The organism is Pseudonocardia sp. TRM90224, from assembly GCF_021245725.1.
Taxonomy (GTDB): domain Bacteria; phylum Actinomycetota; class Actinomycetes; order Mycobacteriales; family Pseudonocardiaceae; genus Pseudonocardia.
In genome coordinates this window covers 1-24,255 of sequence record NZ_JAJGSX010000004.1, presented here as the reverse complement: position 1 = coordinate 24,255, position 24,255 = coordinate 1, and the positions used below count along the sequence as shown (strand labels likewise).

Here is a 24,255-nt window from a genome sequence, read left to right as displayed (position 1 = left end):
GCAGCACAACATCTGCGGCGCCACCGCTCATGTTGGTGCCTGAATTGGGAAGGATGCGGGTGTGGGACTTCTCGATCGGCCCGTGCCGGCGTCGTCGAGCGGCGTACCTGGATGGGCACTGGCCGCTGTGGATGGGACGGGCGCGGAGCTGCTCTCCGCCGCGCGGGCGGCACACGACGACGCGGAGCGGGAGTTCGACCGCAGCCTGGAGACCCGAGCTCGTCTCGAAGAGATGTACCTGCGTGCCGTACGTGCGCTGGAGGCTGAGAACGATGCGGCGTTAGGGGTGGCGTGGTTGGGCCTGGCCACCGTGCGGCGTTACCAGAAGGGCCGGCGAGACGACGCTCTGGAGGCGTTCGATGCAGCGCTGGTCGCGTCGCCTGACGATGGTGATGTTTGGGATGCGTATCTGGACTACATCACCTACGCAGTCAGCGCGGTGGCGTTGCTGGGGATCGTGGAACGGATGCCGGCGTCGGTGCGGGTGGAGAAGCTGTGGCTGGTGATTGGTGTCGGGCGGGGTGCAGATCGGTGGGGCACGATGTCGGTCGAGGACCAGAAGATGTTCTCCGCCCAGCTGCCCGGGCTGCTGAAGCGCCTCGGTGATCGCCCATCGCTTGGAGCGTTGTTGAGTGAGAATGCGCTTCGCGTATATCGAGACGGTTCGCATGACGATGCCTGGACGCTGATGCGCCAGGCTGTTGCGACCGGGCACGCGAGTCCAGCGTGTGTCGACCGGTTGACGATTGATCTGGTCAAACAGGGCGAGAAAGCTGAGGCTGGCGGGATCCTTCGCGACGCGCTGCTGCGCCCGATCGCCTCGGACAGTCTTCGGGCGCGGATGACCAAGCGGCTGGCCCGGTGCGCTGGACCAGCCGGTGCCATTGACGAGTTGCCCGAGGCGGGTTCGGTGCCCGAGCCTGTCGAGGGGCCGGATGTCACCCGGTCCGTGCGACATCTGCGGCCGGGCGAGAACATGGTCGTGCACGAGGTGGTCTGGCGTGCACGGGTCGGTTGGCACGACTCGGCGAACACGGTCGACGTGGACGCGTGCGCGTTGCTGCTGGGCAGCCACGGCCATGTCGCGGCGGACAGCGATTTCGTGTTCTACAACCAACTGATCAGCCCGGACGGATCCGTCCGGCACGGAGGCGAGCAGACCCTGGGAAGCGCTGACCTGTTCGAGGAGGTCCAGATCGACTTGCCGGTCGTGCCAGAGCGGGTGTCTCGGGTCGCGGTCTGCGCCAGCGCGGCCGAGGGGACGTTCGTTGATGTCGCAGGCTTGCACGTGCGGCTTGAAGGCGACGCAACGCTGGTGTTCGACGTCCCACCTTTGACCACGGAGCGGGCAGTGGTCCTGTTCGAGCTCTACCGTCGCGACCGCCTGTGGAAGGTGCGTGCGATCGGCCAGGGGTACGACGATGGACTGGCCGGACTTGCCCGCGACTACGGCGTCGAGGTGGACCGGTAGGAGGCTGATCCTGATCCGACAGGCGCCGTAGTGACAGGAACAGAGTGTCCACCTCCCGTTCGCTGAACAGCCGAGCGATCCGATAACGGGTCTTACGTTCGGCAGCGCCGCTACGTTCCTCGAGAGCGCGCCGCAGTCGATCTTGGACCTTGGGGGCTCAGTCTTCTCTGCGCTCGCGAAGAGCTTTGAGCTGTTCCTTCACGCGTTCGGCGTTCCAGCGGTAGTGGCCGCCGGGGGTGACGAACTCGGGGGTGATCGATTTTTGTTGGACGTAGCGCTGGATGGAGCGTGGTGACAGGCCGAGGGCGCGGGCGAGTTGGGTGCTGGAGATGTACTTCTCTTCTGTCACGGTGACGAGGTTAGGCGCTCCTGGACCTGATGTGTCTCCTCTTGTCGCGGTTGGCTATGATTGGAGCTGCTTGACTCTTGTTAGATGAGGCGGGCCCGGACGCGGTGCTAGGAACACCGGCCGGGCCCTTGATCAGCCCCGGGAGGCTGACCCATGAAGAGTGTCCTGCATATCCAACGGCTCGACGAACTTGCCGCGACCGTGTCGCTTCCGCAGCTGCTCGATAGCTATCTGCTGCACCTGCGAACTGTCATCGCCGCCGCGGCAACGAACCTGCCGCCCCTCGCGCCGCCACCGGCCGTCGTCGCAGGTCACGCCCTGTCCGCGGTGGTGTGTGCGTGCGGGTTGGGTGAGCGGGTGGCGTCAGGCCGGTGGGAGATGGTGCACGAGGCGTTGGCGCATGGCGCCACCATTGCGCAGGTGTGCGCGGCGTCGGGGTTGGAGCCGGACGAGATCCGGGTCGGCCTGTCGAGCTGGGCCGATGCGCAGCACCGGATGGGATGCTTCACCACCCGCGAATTCGATGCCGTGTTGGCGCTGGTGTCACCGCCGGTGGGCGGCGATCAACAGTGAACGCGCTCGCGCTGCTGATCTCTGCTGAACCGGGATTGGCCGATCGGCTGCTGGCTGCGCACGTTGATGACGGGACCGGGCGATGCGCGCTGTGCTCGTCCGGCGCGCAGTCGGGCCGCTACGTGTGGCCGTGCACGTTGCGATCCCTCGCGCTCGAAGCATTGACACACGATGAGCGCCGGTCCTTGTCGACCGGCACGGACTGGAAGCGCATGGCGAGCGCCTGAGACCGGCGATCGACGGCGGCTCACACGAGAAGGGCGACAACGGCGCCGCCGATCAGTGCCGGGCCGAACGGAATCCGACGTGAGGCCGAGTTCTGCCCGAACGCCGTTGTCGGGCGGCGTGGTGCCAGGGCGATGACTACCAGTGCGCCGATGACGAACGCCGCAGCCGTGCCGACCAGCACGGTGACGAGCCCGGAATAGCCGAGGTGTGCGCCAAGGACGGGTGCGAGCCGGACGTCGCCGGCACCGACGCCACCCAGCCACGCGAGGATCAGATAGAAGACCCACAGAATAGACGCGCCGGCCGCAACTCCAATGAGTAGATGTGGGCCTTGTACTGCTGCCGCGAGCAGCATGGTCATGACGGTGGTCGGGTATGTGGCGTAGACCTGCCGGCGTGGCAGCGTTCCGGTGGTGGCATCGATCGCGGCGAGCGGAAAGCCCGCCAGGGTCAGATGCACAACGACGATTGCGGCCGCGGGGTTGTCCCAGCTCACGAACGCAACGAATCCGGCTGCCGCGGCGCCAGCCAGGCCGAGGCTGATGGCACCGACTGGCCGCTGGACGTCGTGCGCTGCTGCGCACCGTCGCGCTGCGGTCAGCCCTGCCAGCAGCCCGAGTGCGGCTGCGGCGGCTACCCCGAAGCTCCAGTGCGGCACCGGTGACTACATCGCTGGTGCCGGAGTGGTCGTGGGGGTGCTCCAGTCGATGTGGTCGTCGATGTCTGGGCGGACGGGGGGTTGGTACTTGCCTGATTGGCCGGCGGGGGAGGAGCCGCGTGTGCTCAGTCCGGCGCTGGCGGCGATGTTGGCGTCCACTCGTGGGCGGCGTAGCTGTTCGTAGATGTCGAAGGCCGGGCTGATGGAGGAGTTGTCGCGGAGGGCTTTGCCGAGGATGACGGCGTCTTCGATGGCCATCGAGGCGCCTTGGCCGTTCGCGGGGGATGCGGCGTGGGCGGCGTCACCGATGATGATCGTGTTCTGGCGGTGCCAGGTGTTGACCTCGGGTAGGTCGTAGGCGTTGGCGACGTACAGGTGGTTGGTGTCGTGCACGATCCGCGTCGGGGTGGGGTCGTGTTCGAGTAGCTGCGCGAGGTAGGTCTTCCATTGATCGGTGCTGGTGTGGGCGAGTTCGTCGCGGGTGAGTTCGTTGGCGTTGACGCGGACGAACCACCAGGTGCCGCGCTCCGCGGTGGGGATGCGTCCGAACGCTGCGGCGCCGTGGGCGACGCCTCGTATGACGTGGAAGACGCTCGGGTCCTCAACTGGTTCAGTGCGGGGGGAGGAGTAGCCGTAGAAGAGGCGTTGTCCGACGTAGCGAGGTGGTGCGGTGTCGGGGTCGATTTGGGTGCGCACAGTAGACCGCAAGCCGTCCGCACCGATCAGCAGGTCGCCATGGACGGTTGTTCCATCGGTGAACGTCGCTGTGACGCCGGAGTCGGTATCGCTGGTGTGTACGAGCCTCTTGCCGGCGGTGAGGGCGATGCCGCGGCGCTGGGCTTCGTTGTGAAGCGTGGTGCAGAGTTCGGAGCGTGTGAGGCAGCGGTAGCAGGTGGTCGGGTTGTCGTGGTCGGCGAAGGGAACGGTGGCGACGAGATTCCCGGCGTCGTCGGTGATGCGCATGGTGAGCACGGGTGCGCCGGCGGCGGCGACGGCATCAGCGGCACCGATCGGTTCCAACGCGCGCATCCCGTTGTTGGCCAGCATCAGGAACGCGCCTGTGTCCCGGTTGTGACCGGGATCGGCCTCGAACACCTCGGCAGTGATGCCGGCCTTCTGGAGGGCGAGCGCCGCTGTGGTGCCTGCGATCCCGCCCCCGATGATCAGTGCAGTGGGCATCGTGGGTGTTCTCCTCGAGTGTCGGGCAGAGTGCGCGGTGGCCGTCAGACGCTTGTTCCGCGGAGGGAACTCAGCTTCTGCAACTCGGTGTTGAGCTCCTGGAGCAGCGCCACGTCGTGGTCGCAGCTGCGTGCGGCGTTTACGTTCTCGTGGCCGCTGAATCGCCCGGGGTGGCGCTGCTCGTATCGGTCTCGCGCAGCGAGCAGCCGACGCAACTCACCGTGTGTTGCGGCTGGGCGACCGAGTGCATCGCCGTCGTGGGTGACGGCGTCGAGTAGGCGGAGGCCGTCGAAACTCTCGGCGATGCAGCGGTGGTGGAGAAACTCTGTCGGCCCAGGGGTCACCGGTCCCGCGCCCTCGATACGCGGGCCTAGGCAGTTCGAGCTCTGAGAAGGCGCGGGTGAACGAGGTCCGGGGTCGAACGGGTCCCTTTTGAGCATGATCTGTCGGCGCCACCGGCGGAACGCGCACACCCGCCCGGCGATCAACGGGTAGATGAGACCGGCGAAGAGCGGTCGTAGGTCTCAGCCGTTGGCTGCCGTCGCGGAGCGCGGTTCCTGGTTGATCTTCGTCGTACACTACTGGCGAACGGTCTCTTTGTCTGTACGCTGGAATGGGTGAAAGTGGGAGGCTGAGCTCTCGCTCTGCGTGCCGCTGTCACTCGGTCGGGCGTAGTTGTGCTCGGGCGCGGCTAGTCGAAGCGTAGCTCGTCGACGCGGGCTCGCTTGAGCTCGCAGAAGGACTGATTCCGGGCGATGAGTAGCGTTCCATCGAATAGGTCCAGTGCATCTCGGCCCTTTGGAATGGAAGTTAGGACGGGGCCAAAAAGGCTCACGCCGTCGACGTGGATGGTCGGTGTACCGACGTCCAGTCCAACTGGTTCCATCCCTGCGTTGTGGCTTTGCCGTACAGACTCGTCATAGTTGGTGGAGTCGGCAGCAGTATATAGATCATCCGCCTGAAGCTGGTGGAGCGTCTGACGTATTACCTCGTCTCGGGGACGAACGCGATCGACGTGGAAGAGCTGGCCGAACGTCTCGAAGTAAGAGCGGAGCCCGGATTGCCCGAATCGCGCCTGCACTGCGGCGGCAACTCGGACGGGACGCCACGCGCTGTCCAGTCCGCGGGTCTCTTCGCGTGGGTGTCCCTCGCGGCCCTCGTTAAGCACGGCGAGGCTCATGATCCGCACCCGGAGATCGAGATCGCGTTCGGGCTCCACCTGTCGGAGCCAGCAGAATGCGATCCACGCGAACGGGCACACCGGATCGATGTAGCAGTCAACCGTGGTCACGATTGCCACCCTGTCACAGTCTCTCGGTTGGGGAGTCGTCTGTCGACCATTTGGCCTCCCGTTGCGCAGCGCCCCTCGAAGATTTACTGCATGTCAGGCCGGACAGGGTCGGTGAGCCGCCGGGTCGTAGAGTCGTCGGCTCGATACCGATTGGCTGATCCTTGGCCGCTCATCCTTGCTTCGATTGTGATGGCGGCGGATGATGGAGGGTTCCGGAGCAGGGAGGCTATCGATGAACCGCCAGGTTATGGGTCGTGCGGAGCTGCGGCGATTGTGTCGTTCCACGGTCCGTAGCTTGAGTCTCGGCCCGCCATTCGCAGTTGAAACGTTGGTAGGACGAGTCGCTGCCGCTCGTGGTAAGCCGATTGAGCTGGAGCCCGTGGATCTCCCGCCAAACAGCGCTTTCGGCATCTCTGGCGGGGACGAGCTGCGTGATGTGATCATGTACCAGAGCCGCACCAGTCGCACGCATCAGGTTCACATCATCGCGCACGAACTAAGCCACATCATCCTCGACCACCCCCGGCTTGCCGTGCGTCACAGCTATCAACCACCAGTCGGGGACTTTCAGGAAATTTCCGATGACGTCATTGAGCTGATCTTCGGGTCGACATTGGAGTCTGAGGTCCCCGCTGTCTCTAATCTCTATGCTGATCCCGCTGAGTGGGAGGCTGAGACGATGGCTACGATTCTGCTAGGCTGGATGGACGAGTCCGCAGGATCCCCGATCTCAGGACAAGGTCATCGGTTGGCCTCGGCGCTAGGCTATCCAAACGTGTGGATGTGAGGTTAAGGTGGCTCGGCTTCGCGTCTGGGCGGAAGGGCTGTGGAGATCGCGATGAGAGTGTCGATGTCGTCATTGATGTCCACTGCGTCGAGAGTCGCCGAAGTCGTCGATGACATGGATTCGCTGCGGAGTCGGCGGAGTCTCGTTGCGGTGAGGATAATGTCGGCTAGCTGAGATGGTGCTAGTTCAGCGGGGCTGCTCTTCTCGGCGGCCTGAGCGATGCAAGGCCCGAGTTTGACCAGCCCGTCGCGGCATTCGATCAGTCGGCGTTGTATGCGTCGATGCCCACTCCAACTGGCAGATTTACGCCACTCGTTGGGCTCTGTCCGCCTCGATCTGCGAGGATGTAGCACTATTTCGGGGTAGGTCTGGCTCATCAGCGTCCACAACGGCTCCAGTTGCCGATAGCGGCGCCAGTTGAGGGACCAGCGGTGCAGCGCACTTGCAACGCCGACTGCGACGAGGCCGAGGGTGAGCAGTATGAAGGAGATGTTGGAGAGTGGGAAGTTGACGCTGTTAAGCCAGGAAGGCGAGGGGGCGCCTACTGTGCGGATGCCGACCCACGCCACTCGTGTGATTGATGTGAGGGTTAAGCCAATGAGGCCAAGGACGATGACCCACAGTGCCCGGGCTGCGATGATGGGCAGGGTGCGAGCGTATTGCCAAGTGAGCCATGCGCTCGTCGCATAGACATAGATGAAGTAGACGCCGCCGACTATGTAGAACGAGGAGACCGTGGGGTAGGCGATGTAGGGGACCGACAGGGTGTGGCCGCGGTACTCGGCTGGTGTCGCGATCATGAGAAACAGCAAGCATGATACAACCGCTGTCACGATCACGGTGTCGACCGTGGTTCGCCGCCGTGCTGATGCTCTGTCGCGTAGCGCGGCAAAGAAGAAGTGCAGCAGGAGGCTGAGGCCGATCATCGTTGCGACGTTGTGAGTGATCTTCCCGGTGCCGGTGGACGAAACAGCATCGATCGCGTGTGTCACTGAGGGCAGGCTAACGATCTGTCCGCTTCCCAACAGTGTCAAGCATCCGAACAGTAGCGCGCACAAGCGGGGCTCTCGAGAGGAGTGGATCAGCTCAACGGCCTTTCCGGTCGCGCCGAGCACGAGTGCAGCGATCAGGGCAAGTTGTGTCGCCACGGTTTGCCTTTCATGTCTGCGCGCTTTCGCGAAGTACTCATGGTCCTATTTCTGCGAGTCGGTCGGCGGCGGCAAGTGTTGATCGAGCAGCTCGACGGCGCGTATTTGAAGACTGTAGAGTTCGTTGTCGGTGATCTGTGCCCGGCAGGGGCCAGTGAAGGTGATGCCTCGCGTGGCGGCGTAGGTGGCGAAGTCGATCCGCTGGTTGATCGCCTCGGCGACTATCTCGTTGTCGAAGTAGGCACGGGGTACGCTGAATAGGTTGGATAGAGCGAGCAGGTACGACGGATGCATCGGTACGATAGTGTCGGCCAGCGCTGCTCTCAGCCACGCGCGTGCTGGCTCGGCTGGGTCATCCACGGAGGCCAGGGCGTTCTGCAGTTCCCCTTCGGTGTACGGGCCTGATGGTTCGGACGTGTCGGGTTCGTTGTGGTCGCGCTGCACGCCGTTCATCAGTCGCTCGAGTGGAACGGCGAGGCGGTGGCGCGGGCTCGGCCTACTCATCCCGGCCCCTGCTCCGCGACGAACTCGTAGGCGGCGTAGAAACTATGCGCCTGGTTCTTCGTCCTCACGGGCCTCTCCTTAAGGAACAACGAGGCCTTGGCCCGGGCCAACCTCAGCCTAGACCGGGAAACCGCCATCGAAGATCGATACGAAGCTCGGTGAGCACTCCTCCCATACGCTAGAGCGAACGATCTCATCGTGCGTACGCTAGATAGGGTGAATAGGGCCGACACGTCTCAACTAGGGCGCCGCTCGTCGCTCCCTGTCCGGCGTTTTCGCAGGTAGTTCTGCACGAGATCGGCCAGGGCGGCACGGTCGACGTCGTCCAAACTCGCTGTTCGCTGCGCTAGCTCGATCAAGTTGTGGTCTCGATGGCGGGCGGCGAGTCGGTCGAGATCTCGGTCGACACGCGCCCGCACACCTGGGTCGTTGAAGTAGCCGGGTCTGACCCCGAAGACCTGAGCCAGCAGGTCGGCGTTCTCCTGGCTCGGCCGATCCTTTGCTCCGCTGCGGAGCTCGCCGATGTAGGAGTGCGACAGGGAGCCACCCAGCTCACGAGCCCTCTTGGAGGCTTCGCGCAGACTCAGTGGCTTGCCGCCGATGGGGTGCACGGTCACGAAGAGTCGATTAAGCAGCTCGGCGAACGTCGGCTGCGTTGCCTCGTTCGGAGTACCTGCGCTCACTGGCTGTAGACCTCCCAAGTCGCCTAGGCCCGACCGTCGGCACCTCTGCACTAGGGCGGCATTGACACGTTCAGGTCGAACCGTATCCTCACTGAGGCGTTCGCACTAGCGTCCAATCGCTCAGACTGTTCGCTGAGTATATCGGAGGCTCGCCATGCACATGACGGATCGCCCCTGCTTCCCTGTCCGGATCTCGTGTGCATCCGAGCCGCGACACCACACCCTCGCGACGCGGATTGGCGTGACGGCGTGACTAGCGACGACACGTCCCCGGGCGTCAACGCGCCTACCACAGTGCACTGCGCACTGCCAGGCTGCGATTGCATCGTGCCGCCAGCAGGAGCAGGCCAGACGCGTCGTCGCTACTGCACCGCAGATCATCGTGCCCGGGCACGCGCGCTCGCTCCGCTGGGCAGAGATGACGGTGATGCCGAGGATGGCGATGTCGAAGATGGTGCTGACGAGGATGTGTCACGGTTCGACGAACTCAGCGCCCTTACGGGGCTGATTCCCGTTGCTCGTTTCACGAAGAAGGCGGGCCGCGACCGGTCCCGGTCGCTTCGAGCGCGGTTGTCGATGCGGGAGACGAGAGTTCGTCGCCGTCGGCGCTTGATCGCGACCGGCGCCGGCGCTGCGGTGTTGACCGCCTCAGTCGCGTTCTGGATCGGCACAGATCCGGACCAGATGCAGATGGCTTCGCCGTCGACATCACAGCCGGCGTCCGACGGCAATTGGCTGGACAGGGCGCAGATCGCGCTTGCCGCGGTCGACAGCCAGTTGGCGGCCATCGACCGCACGAAGCAGGTATGGGATGCGACGCTGGCTCCGCTGTACCCGGCGCAGACCCCACCTGCCGTTCAGGCGCTTCTCGCCCGAGAGGCATTTCTTCAGCAGCAGCGCACCCAGCTGCTCGCGCTGATCGCCAGGCCGACGCAGCTCGAGCAGGCCCGTGCTGACCTGAACCGGCTGAATGATCAGCTCGCTGCGTTGACCAGTGCGCTTGCCGCGGTCACGCCCGCGCCCGCTGCTCCTGGTCAGCTCGACAGCGTGACTCCGCTACGCAGCCTGCTGGCGCTCGCGCAGCGGAATCAGGCGGCCCAGGCCGCTGAGGTTTCTCGGTTGGCCCAAGGCGTGCGCAGCGCTGAGCAGGAACCGCTCCCGGACGTCAGCGACCTGACGACCCCGCTGACCCAAGCGGTACTGGCGCTCGGCGGCCTGCCCGCTCCGCCGGTCCAGCAGGATCCGCTGCCCTCGGTGCTCGCCGCCGGCGGGCCGGACGGACGTCGAGGACCGCAGCAGGCCACCACAGGGCAGCCGGCTATACCGGGCATCGATGACGAGGCGACATACCGTTCCTCTCCGAGTCTCGATGGTCACTCCGGGGCGACGATCGGCGGATCGGACGCGGTCGTGGGCTCGATCGGGACCTCGGGTGAAGCCGTTGATTCGACGGTGCACAGTGTCGGTGACACTGCGCAGGACTACCTCGACGAGCCCTCCGGCCACTCTGTTGTGGCCTCAGCGGGTGGCCATGATTCGACACCGGTTCCTCAGCAGCAGCAGCGGTCGGCGCCGGTGTTGGCGAGCACCGACAACAGCGCGACCGAGAGCAGGAGCCAGCAGCCGTCGAGCAGCTCTGAGCAGCCAACCACGGACGGTGAGTCGCGGGGCGCTGATCAATCTTCGGATGGGTCGTATGCCGGCGACTACACCAGCGGTATGTCGCAGGCGGAGCAGCTCGCACTCGCGTCGCATGTCGTCGGTTCCATGCCGGCCGCTGCCGCGGCGGAGGAGCCCGTCGAGATGGCGCAGCAGCTCGAGCGCTACTCCGACGGTGGCTCCGAGCAGGCTTCGAGTCGCGACTCGGCAGCCGGCGCAGATGGACCAGAAAGCGAGTCGGACGTCAGCTCGGAATCCTCATGATCGAGCTGGCGCTGGAGTGGACGTTCCGCGGCGCGGCGCTTCTGCTGTGGGTCGTGTGGTGGTGCTGGGGGAGACTCTCAGGCGCCACGACGAGTCGCCTGTGGTGGGCCGCGGGGGTGCTCGCAGCCGCGCTCACCAGCTACGTCGACCCGGCTGCCGCGCTTCTCGTGGCGCTGACTGGCCTGCCGTGTGTCAACGTGTTGCTGTTGCACATCGTTGTGATCATCGCAGTTGCCGCCATTGTGCAGGCCCAGCAGGCGGTGATCTGGCCGTTTGATCGGCGGGCGGATCGACTCACGTCGGGCGTGACCGGTCTGTTCCTCGTGGCTCTGGTGAGCGCCTGGTTCGCCTGGCCGCCTTCGCTGGCGGGAGAAGGCTCGTGGCCGGCAGTGGTGCTCCGCGCGAGTAGTGGTTCGTTGCCGTATCGGGCTCTGATGGCAGTGGCGCTGGCCGTTGCTGCGGTGGCGTTCCTCCGGGCTGTCCTCAGGCAGCACGACGACGTACCCGCGGGTTCGCTTCGCCGGCTGCTTCGTCTCGCTGTCGTCGCATCCCTGGTCGTGCTCGCCTGGGCCGGTCTGCAGTTTGTCGCCGTTGCCAGGGGAGTCAGTGGTCGAGCCTGGGCACCGCTCGTCCTCGCGTGGGGCGTGCTGGCCGTCATGCTGGCGCTCGGGACCGTGGCCGTCGCTGCGGCGTTCATCCGCGGAACGTGCTGGGCGCGAACCCGCCGCAGCGACGTCACCGAGGACTACAGGAATGTTGTCGAGCTCCGCGACTGGCTCAGCGAACGACTCCTGTCTGTGCCGGCTGTGCATGCGAACGCGCTGGGCAGCGACCGTGCCGATCTGCTCGGAGCGCTCATCGAAACGCGCGACCGGATCTGGATGGCCCAACAACGGATCAGCGAACACCACGTGTGCGTCGCCGCGAGACTGGCCCGAGACCTCGGGCTCGGCGGCGAGGCGGCACGCGCCTTCACCACCGCAACAGTCCTAGAGCTGGCCTGCGCCGTCGGCCCGGCCTGTCGACCGGCCGAGGGAGCCGACCTCAGTCGCCTTGGTGGCGGCCACACCGAAGAACAAGAGGCACGTTGGCTCGCAGCGGTCAACCGAGCCCGGATGGAACACCCCGCTGACGAAGCCGCCGCGATCGTGCTGAACACGATCGCGACCCACGCTGAAAGCATGCCGGATGGGCACAGCGGAGGTTTGGAGCCGGTGTGGGAGGCGAGTCGATGACAGCGCCCACCGCTGCAGAACCCGTCGCGCGGTCCCAGGAGGCGCGCGATGTGGTCCTCGCACGTCACGGTCGAGCGGCGCTGCGCGCGGCGTTCCCGACACCTCCGACAACGGTGGAAGAGGTCCGCGTGGCAGCGGAGGAGCTTCTCGATGAACCTCTCGACATCATTGTCAGCCAGCCGCTCGGACGAACACTGCCATCCGCTGCCTGGATCCAGCTCACCACGGGAAGCTCGATCATCTGGGTGGACCGCAGGACCAGCCCCCTGCACCGCATCGCGCTGATTGCCCACGAGTTCGGGCACATCTTCAACCACGACCGACCGGTGCCGGTCGCCCGAAGAGTCGCCCGACACCGGCTGGACGTACTGGCAGCCACTGCGCGCGCAGCACGGTTGAGCGACGCAGAGATCACCGCAATCGTCGGACGGTGCGGCGAAGAGTACGCGCCCGGGTCCGAAGCATGGACACGTGAACGAGCAGCAGAAATAACCGGCAGGTTCCTCGTGCACCGCCTCCTACAGGCCCCCGAAGGTTTGGGGTACGTGCTGCATACCCTGTGAAATCGCCGAACCGATCGGCTCCAGCGCCTCAGCGGCCGTGACTGCGGCTGCGTCGGCGCCGCGACTGCTTCTTCTCCAGGTCGTCGACGAACCGCTCGAGCTCGGCCTGAGTCTCGGGGTCGTCGTCGAGACCGCCGATGCGCGCGAGAAGCCCGGCACGGCCGAACCGCGAATCGCGGATGTCGATCGCGGTGCGAAGCTGCTGACCGATCGCAGCCTGATCCGCGACGGCATCAGCACCGGTCCCCGGATCGTTGGGATCGATACACAAAAACGACGCAATCGCGCTGGCCGTCCCGGGCTCGGGCTCAGACCCGGACAGATACTCGAACGTCCTCGCGATCGCCGCAATCACATCAGCCGACGGCCCACGCACCTGCGTACCCGTCCGCGCCAGCCTCAGAGTCTCCGCCGTGAACACCGCGCGCCCATGGAGCATCTCCGCTGCACGAGCAACCTGGGTGTTGGTCCAGGGCGCGCGGTTACCCAACTCGTCGCGCGGCCGCAAGAACGCGTGGAAGAGCAGGTTGAGCCGGTCGGCAAGCGTCGAACCCTCCACAGCCCCCTCGTTCCTCCCGCGTTCGGACCCGTCCACACGCGGCCGTCGGCCTCATCAGTAGGTCCGCAGGCAAGACTAGCGCAGCGCTTAGCCCTGTTCAATTGCCACAAGTGTAGCTACTCTTGGAGATCTTCCAAGAATTCTTGGACGTCGAGTTGGGAGTGCGGCATGGACCTGGAGACGACGCGTCGCACGGCACTGCGGGACGCGGCAACAGCCGACGCCGCCCAGCATCTCCGTGACACCTTGATCACCGTGGCCGCCGAGGCAGTCCGCGCGATGTCAACCGTGCCCGACGGTCCGATCACGGCTGACGAGCTGCGCGCACGTGTTGCATCACTCGACAGGCACCTCGCCAGTGCATTGACGGCTGCTACCGCTGCTGCCGCAGTCGGCACTCGACTCATCCGCGACGTGAAAGTCCAGCATTCCTGACCTCTGAGGGCGTGTTTTCAAGTCCTGCGAGGGCTGGAAGGTGGCTTTCTGTCCACCTGAGCACCGCATTGCAGCCCGCCGAGGAAGCGCATCGTCCTGGCGCGCTCGTCGGCGCTGCTGACGAGGCTGGCCATGACGTCGATGCGAGGTGGCGTCGGCCCTCACTCCACACGACCCTGCTTGCTGCCGAGCGGCCGGGTAACTGCTCGTGCAGTGCGTCGATGATCTCCGAGGGGTGCCGCGGAGGGCTTCTGTATGCGGACTGTGGCTACACCGCGCCGTTCGGTCGTCGGCGTCCGAGCGGGTGGGTAGTGGCTAGAGTCCTGCGTGATGTTGCGCTGGATTGCAACCGTGGTTACATTCGCCTGGTGCAGTGGGTGTTGTTGAGCTATCGGATGCCGCGGGAGCCGTCGTCGCCGCGGATCGCGGTGTGGCGCAAGTTGAAGAGCCTTGGGGTGGCGCAGCTGGGCGATGGCCTTGTGGCGTTGCCGGCTGATGCTCGCACTCGTGAGCAGCTGGAATGGGTGGCTGAGGACGTCGAGCAGGGTGGCGGTTCGGCGATGTTGTGGACCGCGCAGCCGGAGTCCGAGGTGCATGAGCGGCGGATAGCGGCGGAGATGGCGGCGGTCCGCGCCGGGGAGTACCGGCAGTTGTGCGATCAGGCCGCGGGGGAGGAGTCGTCGGCGGGATTGCGGAGGTTGCGGGGCGCGCTGCGCCGGGTGGAGCGCCGTGATTTCTTCCCGCCTCCGGACCGTGATGCCGCGCGTGCCGCGGTGCAGGCGGTGGCCGACCGTGTGGCTGCTGGTGCTCGGGAGCGGGCGTGAAGTGGGCGACGCGCCGTGGTGTGCACATCGACCGGGCTGCCACGGCGTGGCTGATCCGTCGTTTCGTCGACCCCGACCCGGAGTTCATGTTCGTCGCCGGCGCGGATGAGGTGCCGGCCGACGCGCGACCGTTCGACATGCGCGGTGTAGAACTCGGCCACCAAATGCACAACGGGGTGCAGGAGTGCACGTTCGAGACGGTGCTGCGCCGGTTCGAATTGACCGACCCGGTGCTGTGGAAGATCGCCGAGGCGGTCCACGAAGCCGATCTCGAGGACGACCGGTTCGACGCCCCTGAAGCCGCGGGGCTCGACGCCGTGTTGCGTGGTCTGTCGATGACCGTGGACGACGCCACCGTCCTGGCGATCACCGGCCCGGTGTTCGACGGGCTTCATGAGTACTACAAGCGAGCGGTGCTGCTCGGACGTCCACCAGCCTGACCACCGTTCAAGGAGCCACGGCTTTGTCGACGACACCGGAAGAGCGCACCGACATCGTCCCGTTCCGTTCGGCGTTGCGGGCCTGGTTCGCCATCTCGCTGCAGACGTTCGGAGGGCCGGCGGGCCAGATCGCGGTCATGCAGCGCGCTCTGGTCGATGACCGGCGCTGGATCAGCCAGCGTCGCTTCTCCCACGCACTGAGCTACTGCATGCTGTTGCCCGGCCCGGAGGCGCACCAGCTCGCCATCTACGTCGGATGGCTGCTCAACGGCTTGCGGGGCGGTCTAGCCGCAGGAGCCTTGTTCGTGCTGCCCGGCATGATCGCCCTGCTCGCGCTGTCCGCGATCTACGTCGGCTTCGGCGACACCACCGCCGTCTCCGCCCTGTTCGCCGGCCTCGGTGCCGCTGTGGTCGCGATCGTCGCGCAGGCCCTGGTGCGGGTGGCCAGGCGGGCGCTGACCCACCCTGTGCTGGTTGTCGTCGCGGCCGCCGCGTTCGTCGCTCTCGCCGTGTTCGGTGTGCCGTTCCCCGCCGTCATCGCGGTCGCCGCTTTCGTCGGCTGGCTCGCCGCGCGACGCACACCTGCCTTCACAACAGCGAACGGCCACGAAGACGGGGGGTACGGTCCGGCCCCGTTGATCTCCGACGACGCCCTGCACGCCGAAGCCCCGTCCACGGCCCGCACGGCGCGGGTCCTCGCGATCGGGCTCGTCGTCTGGACGGCACCGATCGCCGTGGTTGCGCTTCTCACCGGCGGGAGCAGTGTCTTCACGACCCAAGGTGTGTTCTTCGCGGGCACGGCGCTGGTCACGTTCGGCGGCGCCTACGCGGTGCTCGCATTCGTCGCCCAGCAAGCCGTGCATGCCTATGGCTGGCTCACCGCCGCGGACATGGTCCGCGGCCTCGCGCTCGCCGAGTCCACCCCTGGCCCGCTGATCATGGTCGTGCAGTTCGTGGCGTTCCTCGGCGCGTACGCAACACCCAGCCCGTTCACCCCGTGGATGGCAGGCCTGGTCGCATCGCTGCTGGTCACATGGGTGACATTCGTGCCGAGCTTCCTGTTCATCTTCCTCGGCGCCCCCTACGTCGAGCGGCTGCGCGGCAACCGCGCCCTCGCCGGCGCCTTGAGCGGGATCAGCGCCGCCGTCGTGGGAGTGATCGCGAACCTCGCCCTCTACTTCGCAATCAACACGCTCTTCACCCGGACCGTCGACATCACCACCGGACCGCTCGCCCTACACCTTCCCGATCTCACCACCCCACGCCCCGCCCTCATCGGAATCGCCCTCATCGCAGCGATCCTCGTATTCGCGCTGCGCTGGTCGGCGCTGCGCGTCCTCGGCATCAGCGCGACCCTCGGCCTCGCATGGGCAGCGATCGGCCCGGCGATCGGAGCCAGCTGAACGACCGCGACAGGAATCGAGTCAACGCAGCGCGAGAAAACTCGGCGCTGTGCGAGCGTTCCGCGCCGGTAGGGTCAGCGCGTGAACCTTCCCGACGGTGGAGCGCTTCCATCAGCCGATGAACTGCTGAGCATAGAGCGAGCCCGGGTCGGGAAGACTGCCCTACTCACGTTGACCGGTGAAGTCGACACCGCCACGGCCCCGCAGTTGCGTCAGGCGGTGCACGAAGCGCTGACGGTTCCCGACGCCGGTCCGATCGTGGTCGACATGACAGCGGTAACATTCTTGTCCTCGGCTGGGCTGGGCGCGCTGGTGAGTGCCCACCATGACGCTGCCCGGCACGGTGAGCCGTTGCGGGTAGTCGTCGATCACGCCCGCCCAGTTCTGCGTCCGCTGCAGATCAGCGGCCTCGACCATGTCCTGACCCTGTTCCACTACGTCGATACAGCCCTACAAGGCGACCCAACATCGGAAGGTCACGACGGGGACGCCAACAACGGGGACACCAACGATATCGAGGCCACCTGAACCGCGCTTGGCCCGCGACGAGTGCTCGACGAGCGCTGCGCTCAGTTACGCGTCACAATCCCGATATGGCTCCGCCGAGCAGCACCGAACCTGGCTCCGATCCGGTGCCCGTCGAGGAGCCCGCTGTGACGGAAGCTGCCGCGGAGCCGCCGCCGGTGTTGCTCATCACTGCGCCCGCTGCGCTGACGACCCCATGGCTCGTCCGTGAACGATTCACTGCGTGGCTGACTGCGCTGCGCTGGCCCGAGCCGGCCGCGGCCGATGTCGTGTTCGCTGTCAGCGAGGCGGTCAGCAACGCCGCTGAGCATGCCTACACACCCGATGCCCTCGATCCGGTCATCGAGATCAACGCCATCCTCGAACACCTGCCAGGTAGTGACGCGGGGGCGGCCACTCGAACAGATGCCGGGCATGACCAGCGTGCCGACGACGGTGAGGAACACCCGGCGCAACGCTTGCAGATCGAGGTTCGAGACTACGGGTTGTGGCGTCCGGTCTCGCCGGATCCGGGCTATCGTGGCCGCGGCTTGCAGATGATGGTCGCCCTCATGGACAACGTCGCGATCCAGCACAGCGACGCCGGCCACCCTGGCACCGTGATCACCCTGATCAGTCCGAGTGTGATCCCGAACCCCCGAGCTGACCCCTGACCTCAACCACGTGGACATCAGAACTCGGCCACTACGCACACCCACGGGCCCGAACATGTGTTCGAAACAGGTCGAGGGCCCGGCGGCGGGTCTCGACCCGGGGTGAACCGCCCGGCCATCCCATCCAGAAGCGCTCGGCCTCGGCCTCCCACTGCTGTGGTTCTGCGCGGTGGCCGTGCCACGTCCGGGACCGCGGCGCCGGCAAGATCACGATCTACGGTGGGAGCTCGCTAGCCGTGCGGCATTCGGACCGGCGTGAAGACTTCGTCCACGTCCACGTCCACGTCCATGATGACCTCGCAGTGGCAGTAGCCGCCATACTCTTCAAGTCCTTCGTGGTGCCGCTCAAGGTCGATGCCCTCGTGCTCGGCCCAGTCGTCGGTCGCTGCCCGCGTGTGGTCACAGCCGTGGAGCGCTACGGCGGCGTGAACGTGATCGAGCAGGGCCTGGAGCTGTGCACGGTCGAGCGGCATCCGGGCGGCACTTGCGGTCTGCTGGGCACGCAGGTACTCGTCCTTCAGCTGCTTGCGCTCAGCCTTCTCAGCCTCGGATGCCACGTCGGCTGCTCCCTCTCTTGACACCGGGCGTCGCCCCTCGCTCCTTCGGCAACAGTACTGTCCCTAAAGCCGCCCTCCGGGCGAGCTGGCGGCTCGCCCATGGCGGCTCACCAAGGGACAGCCCCACGGGCGGTCGACATCTCCGTCGCCCAGGGTGGGTTGATCAGGCGCGGAGGCTTAGCTGCTTGCCGCTGAGGCGACGCAGGCTGCAAGGTCTCGGCGTAGCTGGAGTTGCTGCGCTGGTGACAATGGGGCGAACACTTGCTTCTCCGCGGCGCGAGCTGCAGTGCTGGCCCGGCGCAGGACCGCTTGACCGTCCCGAGTGAGCATGCTTGGTAGCGCCCGCCCGTGGGGTGCCTGGTCGGGTCGGGTGAGCAGTTCGCGCTCTTGCAGTCGGCGTAGAACGAGATTCATCGACTGTCGGGTCACGAAGGCGCGGCGGGCCAGTTCGGAGTTGGACAGCCCAGGGTTCTGCCCGAGCAGCTCTAGGCAGGCGTACTGGGGAACGGTCAGGTGCAGCGGCCGAAGGGCCTCGTCCATGGCAGTGCGTAGCGAGGCATGCACCTGCTTGAGGACGTAGCCCACTGAGAGCTCTAGTTCGCCGACCAGATCTTGATCCATGTCAGCAGTCTGACATACAGTGAATGTCAATACACTGACATCTGGAGGTGGATCATGGCTGGCAATGTCACGTACTTCGAGGTCCCCAGTAGCGATATCGAAGCAACCCAGCGATTTTGGGGTTCGCTGTTCGGCTGGCGGTTCCGCGAGGGGAACTTCCCGGGTTACTCGATGATCGACGGGCCCACCCCGATGGGCGGTGCGCCTCACGACGACTCGTCGCGGCACCCGCGGATCTTCTTCGCCGTCGAAGACATACATGCGGCCGTGGCGCGGGTGCGCGAGCTGGGTGGTACTGCTGACGTCCCGGTGACGATCCCGTCCGGTGCGTTCGCTCACTGCGTCGATGATCAGGGAGTGGAGTTCAGCCTCTCCCAGGAACCGGGAGGACAGGGTTGAGTCAGACTGACACCCCGGCGCACGCAGCGACGTCCGGCTCGATCAGAGCCTTGCTACCACTGGCTGTGGCGACATTCGCGGTCGGGACCGACGCGTTCGTGATCGCGGGCCTCTTGCCGGCCATCGCTGGCGAACTCGACGTGAGTGTGGTTGCGGCCGGCCAGCTGGTGAGCGTGTTCGCGTTGACACTCGCTGTCGCGGCCCCGGTACTGAGCTGGTTGCTGAGTTCGATGGATCGCCGGAAGGCGCTCCAGTTCGCGCTAGCCGTGTTCGTTGTGGGGAACATCGTGACCGCGTTGAGTCCGAACTACCCGATCATGATGTCGGCTCGCGTCCTCACCGCCCTTGGTGCTGCAACGATCACAGCTTCGGCATCAAGTGCGGCCACCGCGATGGCACCCGAGGAGCGCCGGGGCAGGGCGATGGCCCTCGTCATCGGTGGCCTGACTCTCTCGACCGCATTGGGTATGCCGCTTGGCAACTTGATCGGCAGTGTCGATTGGCGACTCACCCTGTGGGCGGTTGCGGGGCTGGGGGCGCTCGCCGCGATCGGGATCTCGGCGTCGCTGCCGAGGGTGTCGCTCCCGGCCATCGACCTGACCGCCCGTCTTGCGCCGCTGCGTCAGGTCGACGTGCTCACGATCCTGATAGCGACGACGTTGGTCATGGCCGGGCACTACACCCTGTACACCTACATCGGCGCGATCAGCGCCGAGGCCACCACCGACTCGTTTCCCCATGCGCTCACTCTGATCCTTTTTGCCTGGGGAGTCGGTGTCGTGTCCGGCAACTTCATCGCCGGGTTCTGGGTGGACAAGCGCTCAGTGTTGAAAGTCACCGTGGCCGCGCTCGGCGGCGGCACCGTGCTGCTCGCGGTCAGCCACTTGCAGTCGGCCACCTGGTGATCGTGACAGCGTGGGCGATCGTTTGGGGAGCCACGGACGGAATGGCCTCGGTGGTACAGCAGCACCGACTGGTAATGATCGCGCCATCCTCAGCCCCATTGCTGTTCGGGCTCAACTCCTCAGCGATCTATGTCGGCGTCGCCATCGGTGGCGTCTTCGGCGGGGTGTCTCAGGAGTGGTTCGCTATCACGTTGCTCGGTATCCCTGCGGCAGCCATGGCGCTGCTTGCCACTCTGGTGACCGTCGTTGAAGCGCGGCGGAGCAGAAGGGAGGAAAGAGCGCAAGGTTAGGTGGTGCACGTCCGCTAGGAAAAGGGCGTGCACCCAAAGCCATGGACAAGAGCCGAGTCGAACTGTTTGCCGCGATCAGGCGTGACGCTCGCACTGGGGATGTCGAAGCGAGCGTTGCAGCGATCGCACGGCGTTGGGTACCGCACCGTCGCCGCCGCTCTGGAGTCGGCGTTGCCGCAGCGCTGCAAGGTGCTCCCGCGACGTGCTCGTCTGACCGAGGGCCACATCGAGCCGATCGGCGAGCTCCGGTCGGGTGCGATGGGTCGCGCCGCTATGCGGGCGCACCCCCAGGCTGCGCAGGGGCTACCAGAAAGCTGGTATAGGCACGGATCTCCCTGGTACGTACCGTCGCGGGGAAACGATCAAGGGAGCAATCTGATGGCATCAGCGGCACGTGCCGGCGACGAGACACCTCCGACCGGGCCTCGTTCACGCACTCGCCCGCGATGGGGGCCGCGGCCACGGTCTGCGTCGATCAGGCACGCGCGACGGAAGGAGGCTGCATTCCGGGAGTCAGACACCAATGAGACGTGGCCTATGGCGCCCCGTGAGCAATCACTGGCCACCTCTATGTGGCTGTCCACGCGGGCGGGCAGGTTGCTGGCCGGCAGTCTGGCAGCCTTCGCGATCGGAATCTTCGCAGCTCCACCTGCAACGGCGGACCCAGTGTGGACGTGGGGAGCAACCCGCGACTACACCGAAATAGACCAGCCAAATTCTCAACCGATCAACATGACCGGCGACGGCCATCACGGGTACCTGTGGGACGTCGATCGGTATTGCTCGGGATGCACCCCCTCATGGGACAGGTGGGTAGCCTTCCTGGCAGCGTCGAACGGCCATGCCGGCTTGACAACCACCTTCAACAATGTAGTCGGACCAGCTCCAGACGACCTATGCCACGTGTACCTGGCCGTGAAGGGGATTCGTCGAGACATCGACTATCGCGTCGAAGTGTTCGACGAGTGGCACCGGGTCACATACATCGCGGCGCGCGCAGACAACAAGGGTGAATATGATTGGGCCGACACTGGCTGGTTTCTCCACGATGGTCGAACCAAGTTCAAAGTCAACGTAGAGATTGACGTTACTGGCGGCTCCTTTGCGGACCTCCGCTTCGACTCTCTGGGCCTAAGTTGCAAACGTCGTGGCACCTAACCACGAATGACATGACGCGAATCGGTGCCAACGAACGCTCTGCGCGAGCTGGCACCGGCTCTGTCGGTGATCGCCACGGGATGGCCGAGTTCAGTCAACTAACCGTGCTCTCGGGTTCGGACGGCCGAACGGTGCCGTGCAGCTGCAGTCCCGGCAGCAGAAGCCGCTCACCCGGTACTTCCCAGAGATCGTCGAGGCGCTGCACGACCAGGTTGCTGGCGGCACCGTGCTCGACGGCGAACTGGTTGTCATGCGAGACGGGCGCATGGACTTCACAGCGCTGCAGCGGCGGATCCACCCTGCTGCATCGCACGCGGCGCGGCGCGGCGTGCTGACGCCGGCGACGTTCGTAACCGACGTGCTTGCGCTTGAGGGCATTGACTTGCGTGGCGAGCCGTACCGAAAGCGCCGAAAGGTACTTCGCGAGCTGCTCGAGGACGCTGCACCGCCGCTCGCGCTCATGCCCGCGACGCGCGAGATCGCGGGCGCTGAGGCCTGGATGCGCGAGCACTCCGACGTCGGCATCGAGGGCGTCGTAGTGAAGGACCGGAGTCGCGGCTACCGGCCGGGCCGGACGCATTGGACAAAGGTCCGCACCAGAACGATGTCCGAAGCGATCGTCGGCGGCGTCCTTGGCTCGCTCCGCGCACCGGAGGCGCTGGTGCTCGGTCGTGTCGATGAGCGTGGCCGGCTCCGGGTCGCGGGCCGGACCACGCCGCTGACGCTGCCGGCGCGGCGCGAGCTCGGCGCGCTGCTCCAGCCACCGCGGGGCGCGCACCCGTGGCCGGCGCGCATCAGCTCTGGGCGGTTCGGCCAGCTTCCGCCCGAACCGGTGCCATTTGTGCAGGTGGAGCCGCTGCTAGTGGTCGAGGTCGACGCTGACGTGTGCTTCGAGCTGGACCGATGGCGCCACGCCACAGTCTTCCGGAGAATCCGGGCAGAACTGCGTCCGGAGGACCTGTCGCCCACCGCGAATCGCGGTCGTCGCGGCGGGTGAGGCGACAGCCCGCCCGGCTGCTCTCAGGCTTGGACGGCTCGGAGCGCGTCGTCGAGGGTGTCGTGGATTTCGACGAGGTTGTCGATGCCGGTGATGTGCAGTGAGCGGGCGATGGTGCGCGAGACGATGACAACGCGCAGCTGCCCGTTGGAAACCGACGCTGCGCCCGTGACGGCGGCGATTCCGGCTGAGCCGAGGAATTCGACGGCGGTCAGGTCAAGCACCAGGCGAGGCTCGGACTGTTGGGTGGCTGTGTCGTTGATGAGGGCCATCAAGCGAGGTGAGGTGAGCGTGTCGACTTCGCCGGAGACGGCGATCACCACAGCTTGCCCATGCTGCTCGCATTTGAGCTGCATCATCCGCTGGCTGAGCGCGTCCTCGGTGGAGTCGTCCACGTCGAAACGGTACCGCGCTCAGGGGTACCGCCGGTGGTGCTTCCACTCGACCGTGGCCGTCCTTGCTCACGGTCAGCGACCAGTCCAGGGGGTGTATCGCCTGGTCACGGCGGTGTTGCCTCTGTCGAGGTGGGGAGCACCGCCCGTACGGTTTTGCCGGTGTCATACAGCTCGTAGTGCCAGTGCGACGTCAGCGCGTCGATCATCTGCAGTCCGCGGCCACGGGACGCGAGCGGGTTGAGTGGCTGCAGCTGTGGTGGGGAATGAGAGCTGTCGCGCACCTCGATGGTGAGGGCTGCGCCGTCGAACGATAACGCGAATCCGATGACGGTCGCGCCCTTCGGTGAGTGCTCGACGGCGTTGGTGACCAGTTCATTCGTGATCAGGGCTGCAGTCTCGACGTCGTCGACGTGGGCGATCTGCCACGTGCGGAGCTGCGTGGTGAGGTGTCTCCGGGCGATGCTCGGCGCTGACGGCGAAACTGCCAGGTCCCATCGCGCCGCACGGTTGTCGGCGGTGACCATCTGCGCCTCTTTTCCTCGATCTGCTATCGAGGATGTCCGCTGGATGGCGTATCGAACCCTACCGAGCGTACAAACCTGTCCGTCGGTGCGACGTAGTCGTTGCGCGTGTAGGGCCGGGCCCCGTGAGGGCGCCCGGCCCTGGCGTGCGCGGTTACTAGCCGGCGCGGGAGCCTGTGGCTCCTGGTTCGTCGCGCTGGTGAGCCCCAGCTGCGCCGGTGCGACAACGTTTCGAGGCTACGTGGATCCTGGGCGGGGTGGTCGCGCCGCGCTGTATGCGTGGTGATGGTCGCGCCGGCAAGGGACGCCACCCCTACCCAGAAGCCTTATGACACTTTCCCCGGTCAGGGCCATAGTGTCGGGTGGGCTCGGGAACGTCAGGCAGCCACTGAGAGGGCGCCAAGGACGGCTTCCCGGTCCGAAATGAGCAGTTCGCGGTGTTCGTCGAGGGCGTGGTCGACCGCGGCAAGGATCGGGCGCTCGCCGGAGGGCTCGACCAGCAGCCCGTCGCGGGGATCGCACAGCCGGCAGCGGAGGACGAGCCGGCGGATCACGCGGAGGGGCACCTTCACCTCCTGCACGCATCAGACCCCCGGGGGTGACCCGGGGGCCTGAGGAGACAGCTGTGCCGGGCAAGATCAGAACACAGCACACACGGTGCCGCAAGTCTGATCCCGCTGCGGCGGCGTGTCGCCGACGGGGACGAGGTGGTCGGCTATTGGCGGACCGGCTGCGGAAGACCACCGTGAGGATGCCGGCGATCACGGTGACGTCGGCGTTGAAGGGGGGCTGCTGTGGGTGCGATGGCCGTTCCGAGGTGCTCGACTCCCCGCAGCTCGTCGCGCTGTTGCAGGGCCGATCCGCAGCCTCCGCAGCCTCCGCAGCCTCCGCAGCCTCCGCAGCCTCCGCAGCCTCCGCAGCCTCCGTGGCCACCTCAGCGCCCGCGCCACGCATCACCCGGCGCGGGCTGCCGCCAACTTC

At 66.1% G+C, this 24,255-nt stretch carries 30 protein-coding genes; 17 read left to right on the top strand and 13 right to left on the bottom strand.

What is annotated here, in order from left to right:
- The first annotated feature begins 61 nt into the window (after positions 1-61).
- Positions 62-1,471 carry a TerD family protein gene (locus tag LL648_RS45100; protein WP_232661913.1) on the top strand — a complete coding sequence of 470 codons (1,410 nt, stop codon included), beginning with the start codon at positions 62-64 and terminating at the stop codon, positions 1,469-1,471.
- A 157-nt stretch (positions 1,472-1,628) separates the two neighbouring features.
- Here LL648_RS45100 and LL648_RS08535 read toward each other — a convergent pair whose 3' ends face one another.
- Positions 1,629-1,820: a MerR family transcriptional regulator gene (locus tag LL648_RS08535; RefSeq protein ID WP_232661912.1), complete on the bottom strand. Its 192-nt coding sequence runs from the start codon at positions 1,818-1,820 to the stop codon at positions 1,629-1,631.
- Positions 1,821-1,973: 153 nt separating this feature from the next.
- Between LL648_RS08535 and LL648_RS08530 the strand changes: the two genes are divergently transcribed.
- Together LL648_RS08530 and LL648_RS08525 are read left to right on the top strand one after the other, a co-directional pair.
- The gene (locus tag LL648_RS08530) at positions 1,974-2,393 is read left to right on the top strand and encodes a hypothetical protein (protein ID WP_232661911.1); all 420 of its coding nucleotides are present in this window, start codon (positions 1,974-1,976) and stop codon (positions 2,391-2,393) included.
- Positions 2,390-2,620 (top strand): hypothetical protein, encoded by a 231-nt coding sequence (locus tag LL648_RS08525; RefSeq protein ID WP_232661910.1) that lies wholly within the window; start codon positions 2,390-2,392, stop codon positions 2,618-2,620. The genes LL648_RS08530 and LL648_RS08525 overlap by 4 nt, the downstream gene beginning before the upstream one ends.
- Positions 2,621-2,640: 20 nt before the next feature.
- On the opposite strand, the gene LL648_RS08520 is transcribed toward LL648_RS08525, so the two are convergent.
- The 3 genes from LL648_RS08520 to LL648_RS08510 all read right to left on the bottom strand — a co-directional run bounded on the left by LL648_RS08520 (position 2,641) and on the right by LL648_RS08510 (position 5,749).
- The gene (locus LL648_RS08520; protein WP_232661909.1) at positions 2,641-3,117 is read right to left on the bottom strand and encodes a prepilin peptidase; all 477 of its coding nucleotides are present in this window, start codon (positions 3,115-3,117) and stop codon (positions 2,641-2,643) included.
- 168 nt (positions 3,118-3,285) lie between these two features.
- Complete coding sequence (locus LL648_RS08515) at positions 3,286-4,458, bottom strand: FAD-dependent monooxygenase (protein WP_232661908.1); 1,173 nt, start codon at positions 4,456-4,458, stop codon at positions 3,286-3,288.
- Positions 4,459-5,149: 691 nt separating this feature from the next.
- Positions 5,150-5,749 (bottom strand): mycothiol-dependent nitroreductase Rv2466c family protein, encoded by a 600-nt coding sequence (locus tag LL648_RS08510; RefSeq protein ID WP_232661907.1) that lies wholly within the window; start codon positions 5,747-5,749, stop codon positions 5,150-5,152.
- A gap of 379 nt (positions 5,750-6,128) precedes the next feature.
- Here LL648_RS08510 and LL648_RS08505 point away from each other — a divergent pair, with 379 nt between their 5' ends.
- A complete protein-coding gene (locus LL648_RS08505; protein WP_232661906.1) occupies positions 6,129-6,536 on the top strand; it encodes an ImmA/IrrE family metallo-endopeptidase in 408 nt (135 codons plus the stop codon).
- Positions 6,537-6,538: 2 nt separating this feature from the next.
- On the opposite strand, the gene LL648_RS08500 is transcribed toward LL648_RS08505, so the two are convergent.
- The 3 genes from LL648_RS08500 to LL648_RS08490 all read right to left on the bottom strand — a co-directional run bounded on the left by LL648_RS08500 (position 6,539) and on the right by LL648_RS08490 (position 8,871).
- Positions 6,539-7,651 carry an MAB_1171c family putative transporter gene (locus LL648_RS08500; protein ID WP_308190274.1) on the bottom strand — a complete coding sequence of 371 codons (1,113 nt, stop codon included), beginning with the start codon at positions 7,649-7,651 and terminating at the stop codon, positions 6,539-6,541.
- Positions 7,652-7,729: 78 nt separating this feature from the next.
- Entirely contained in the window at positions 7,730-8,137 is a 408-nt protein-coding gene (locus LL648_RS08495; RefSeq protein ID WP_232661904.1) for a hypothetical protein, read from the bottom strand.
- 287 nt (positions 8,138-8,424) lie between these two features.
- A complete protein-coding gene (locus LL648_RS08490; protein ID WP_232661903.1) occupies positions 8,425-8,871 on the bottom strand; it encodes a helix-turn-helix domain-containing protein in 447 nt (148 codons plus the stop codon).
- A gap of 327 nt (positions 8,872-9,198) precedes the next feature.
- Here LL648_RS08490 and LL648_RS08485 point away from each other — a divergent pair, with 327 nt between their 5' ends.
- Genes LL648_RS08485 through LL648_RS08475 form a run of 3 tightly spaced genes read left to right on the top strand, consistent with a single transcriptional unit; the run spans position 9,199 to position 12,592 of the window.
- Complete coding sequence (locus LL648_RS08485; protein ID WP_232661902.1) at positions 9,199-10,794, top strand: hypothetical protein; 1,596 nt, start codon at positions 9,199-9,201, stop codon at positions 10,792-10,794.
- Positions 10,791-12,029, top strand: a complete 1,239-nt coding sequence (locus LL648_RS08480) for a hypothetical protein (protein ID WP_232661901.1) — start codon at positions 10,791-10,793, stop codon at positions 12,027-12,029. The genes LL648_RS08485 and LL648_RS08480 overlap by 4 nt, the downstream gene beginning before the upstream one ends.
- Complete coding sequence (locus LL648_RS08475; protein ID WP_232661900.1) at positions 12,026-12,592, top strand: hypothetical protein; 567 nt, start codon at positions 12,026-12,028, stop codon at positions 12,590-12,592. The genes LL648_RS08480 and LL648_RS08475 overlap by 4 nt, the downstream gene beginning before the upstream one ends.
- 28 nt (positions 12,593-12,620) lie before the next feature.
- Here the strand turns inward: LL648_RS08475 and LL648_RS08470 are convergent, their stop codons facing one another.
- The gene (locus LL648_RS08470) at positions 12,621-13,151 is read right to left on the bottom strand and encodes a hypothetical protein (protein ID WP_232661899.1); all 531 of its coding nucleotides are present in this window, start codon (positions 13,149-13,151) and stop codon (positions 12,621-12,623) included.
- 168 nt (positions 13,152-13,319) lie between these two features.
- On the opposite strand from LL648_RS08470, the gene LL648_RS08465 reads away from it, so the two are divergent.
- The 6 genes from LL648_RS08465 to LL648_RS08440 all read left to right on the top strand — a co-directional run bounded on the left by LL648_RS08465 (position 13,320) and on the right by LL648_RS08440 (position 17,431).
- Positions 13,320-13,586, top strand: coding sequence for a hypothetical protein (locus LL648_RS08465; protein ID WP_232661898.1), 267 nt, complete (start codon positions 13,320-13,322; stop codon positions 13,584-13,586).
- Positions 13,587-13,954: 368 nt separating this feature from the next.
- Entirely contained in the window at positions 13,955-14,410 is a 456-nt protein-coding gene (locus tag LL648_RS08460; protein ID WP_232661897.1) for a Chromate resistance protein ChrB, read from the top strand.
- Positions 14,407-14,850 carry a chromate resistance protein ChrB domain-containing protein gene (locus LL648_RS08455; protein ID WP_232661896.1) on the top strand — a complete coding sequence of 148 codons (444 nt, stop codon included), beginning with the start codon at positions 14,407-14,409 and terminating at the stop codon, positions 14,848-14,850. Before LL648_RS08460 ends, LL648_RS08455 begins: the two co-directional genes overlap by 4 nt.
- A gap of 23 nt (positions 14,851-14,873) precedes the next feature.
- Positions 14,874-16,253, top strand: a complete 1,380-nt coding sequence (gene chrA / locus LL648_RS08450; protein ID WP_232661895.1) for a chromate efflux transporter — start codon at positions 14,874-14,876, stop codon at positions 16,251-16,253.
- An 81-nt stretch (positions 16,254-16,334) separates the two neighbouring features.
- Positions 16,335-16,781 (top strand): STAS domain-containing protein, encoded by a 447-nt coding sequence (locus tag LL648_RS08445; protein ID WP_232661894.1) that lies wholly within the window; start codon positions 16,335-16,337, stop codon positions 16,779-16,781.
- A gap of 125 nt (positions 16,782-16,906) precedes the next feature.
- Entirely contained in the window at positions 16,907-17,431 is a 525-nt protein-coding gene (locus tag LL648_RS08440; protein ID WP_232661893.1) for an ATP-binding protein, read from the top strand.
- 230 nt (positions 17,432-17,661) lie between these two features.
- Here LL648_RS08440 and LL648_RS08435 read toward each other — a convergent pair whose 3' ends face one another.
- Together LL648_RS08435 and LL648_RS08430 are read right to left on the bottom strand one after the other, a co-directional pair.
- Positions 17,662-17,988 carry a DUF2695 domain-containing protein gene (locus LL648_RS08435; RefSeq protein ID WP_232661892.1) on the bottom strand — a complete coding sequence of 109 codons (327 nt, stop codon included), beginning with the start codon at positions 17,986-17,988 and terminating at the stop codon, positions 17,662-17,664.
- Positions 17,989-18,165: 177 nt separating this feature from the next.
- Entirely contained in the window at positions 18,166-18,609 is a 444-nt protein-coding gene (locus LL648_RS08430) for a MarR family winged helix-turn-helix transcriptional regulator (RefSeq protein ID WP_232661891.1), read from the bottom strand.
- A gap of 54 nt (positions 18,610-18,663) precedes the next feature.
- Between LL648_RS08430 and LL648_RS08425 the strand changes: the two genes are divergently transcribed.
- From LL648_RS08425 to LL648_RS08410, 4 genes are all read left to right on the top strand, one after another.
- A complete protein-coding gene (locus LL648_RS08425; RefSeq protein ID WP_232661890.1) occupies positions 18,664-19,008 on the top strand; it encodes a VOC family protein in 345 nt (114 codons plus the stop codon).
- A gap of 65 nt (positions 19,009-19,073) precedes the next feature.
- Entirely contained in the window at positions 19,074-19,913 is an 840-nt protein-coding gene (locus LL648_RS08420; RefSeq protein ID WP_232661889.1) for an MFS transporter, read from the top strand.
- An 827-nt stretch (positions 19,914-20,740) separates the two neighbouring features.
- The gene (locus LL648_RS08415; RefSeq protein WP_232661888.1) at positions 20,741-21,361 is read left to right on the top strand and encodes a hypothetical protein; all 621 of its coding nucleotides are present in this window, start codon (positions 20,741-20,743) and stop codon (positions 21,359-21,361) included.
- Positions 21,362-21,497: 136 nt separating this feature from the next.
- Positions 21,498-22,358 (top strand): ATP-dependent DNA ligase, encoded by an 861-nt coding sequence (locus LL648_RS08410; RefSeq protein WP_232661887.1) that lies wholly within the window; start codon positions 21,498-21,500, stop codon positions 22,356-22,358.
- A gap of 23 nt (positions 22,359-22,381) precedes the next feature.
- Here LL648_RS08410 and LL648_RS08405 read toward each other — a convergent pair whose 3' ends face one another.
- From LL648_RS08405 to LL648_RS08395, 3 genes are all read right to left on the bottom strand, one after another.
- Entirely contained in the window at positions 22,382-22,753 is a 372-nt protein-coding gene (locus tag LL648_RS08405; protein ID WP_232661886.1) for an anti-sigma factor antagonist, read from the bottom strand.
- Positions 22,754-22,857: 104 nt separating this feature from the next.
- Positions 22,858-23,277: an ATP-binding protein gene (locus LL648_RS08400; RefSeq protein ID WP_232661885.1), complete on the bottom strand. Its 420-nt coding sequence runs from the start codon at positions 23,275-23,277 to the stop codon at positions 22,858-22,860.
- A gap of 374 nt (positions 23,278-23,651) precedes the next feature.
- Positions 23,652-23,855, bottom strand: a complete 204-nt coding sequence (locus tag LL648_RS08395; protein ID WP_232661884.1) for a hypothetical protein — start codon at positions 23,853-23,855, stop codon at positions 23,652-23,654.
- Positions 23,856-24,255 lie beyond the last annotated feature (400 nt).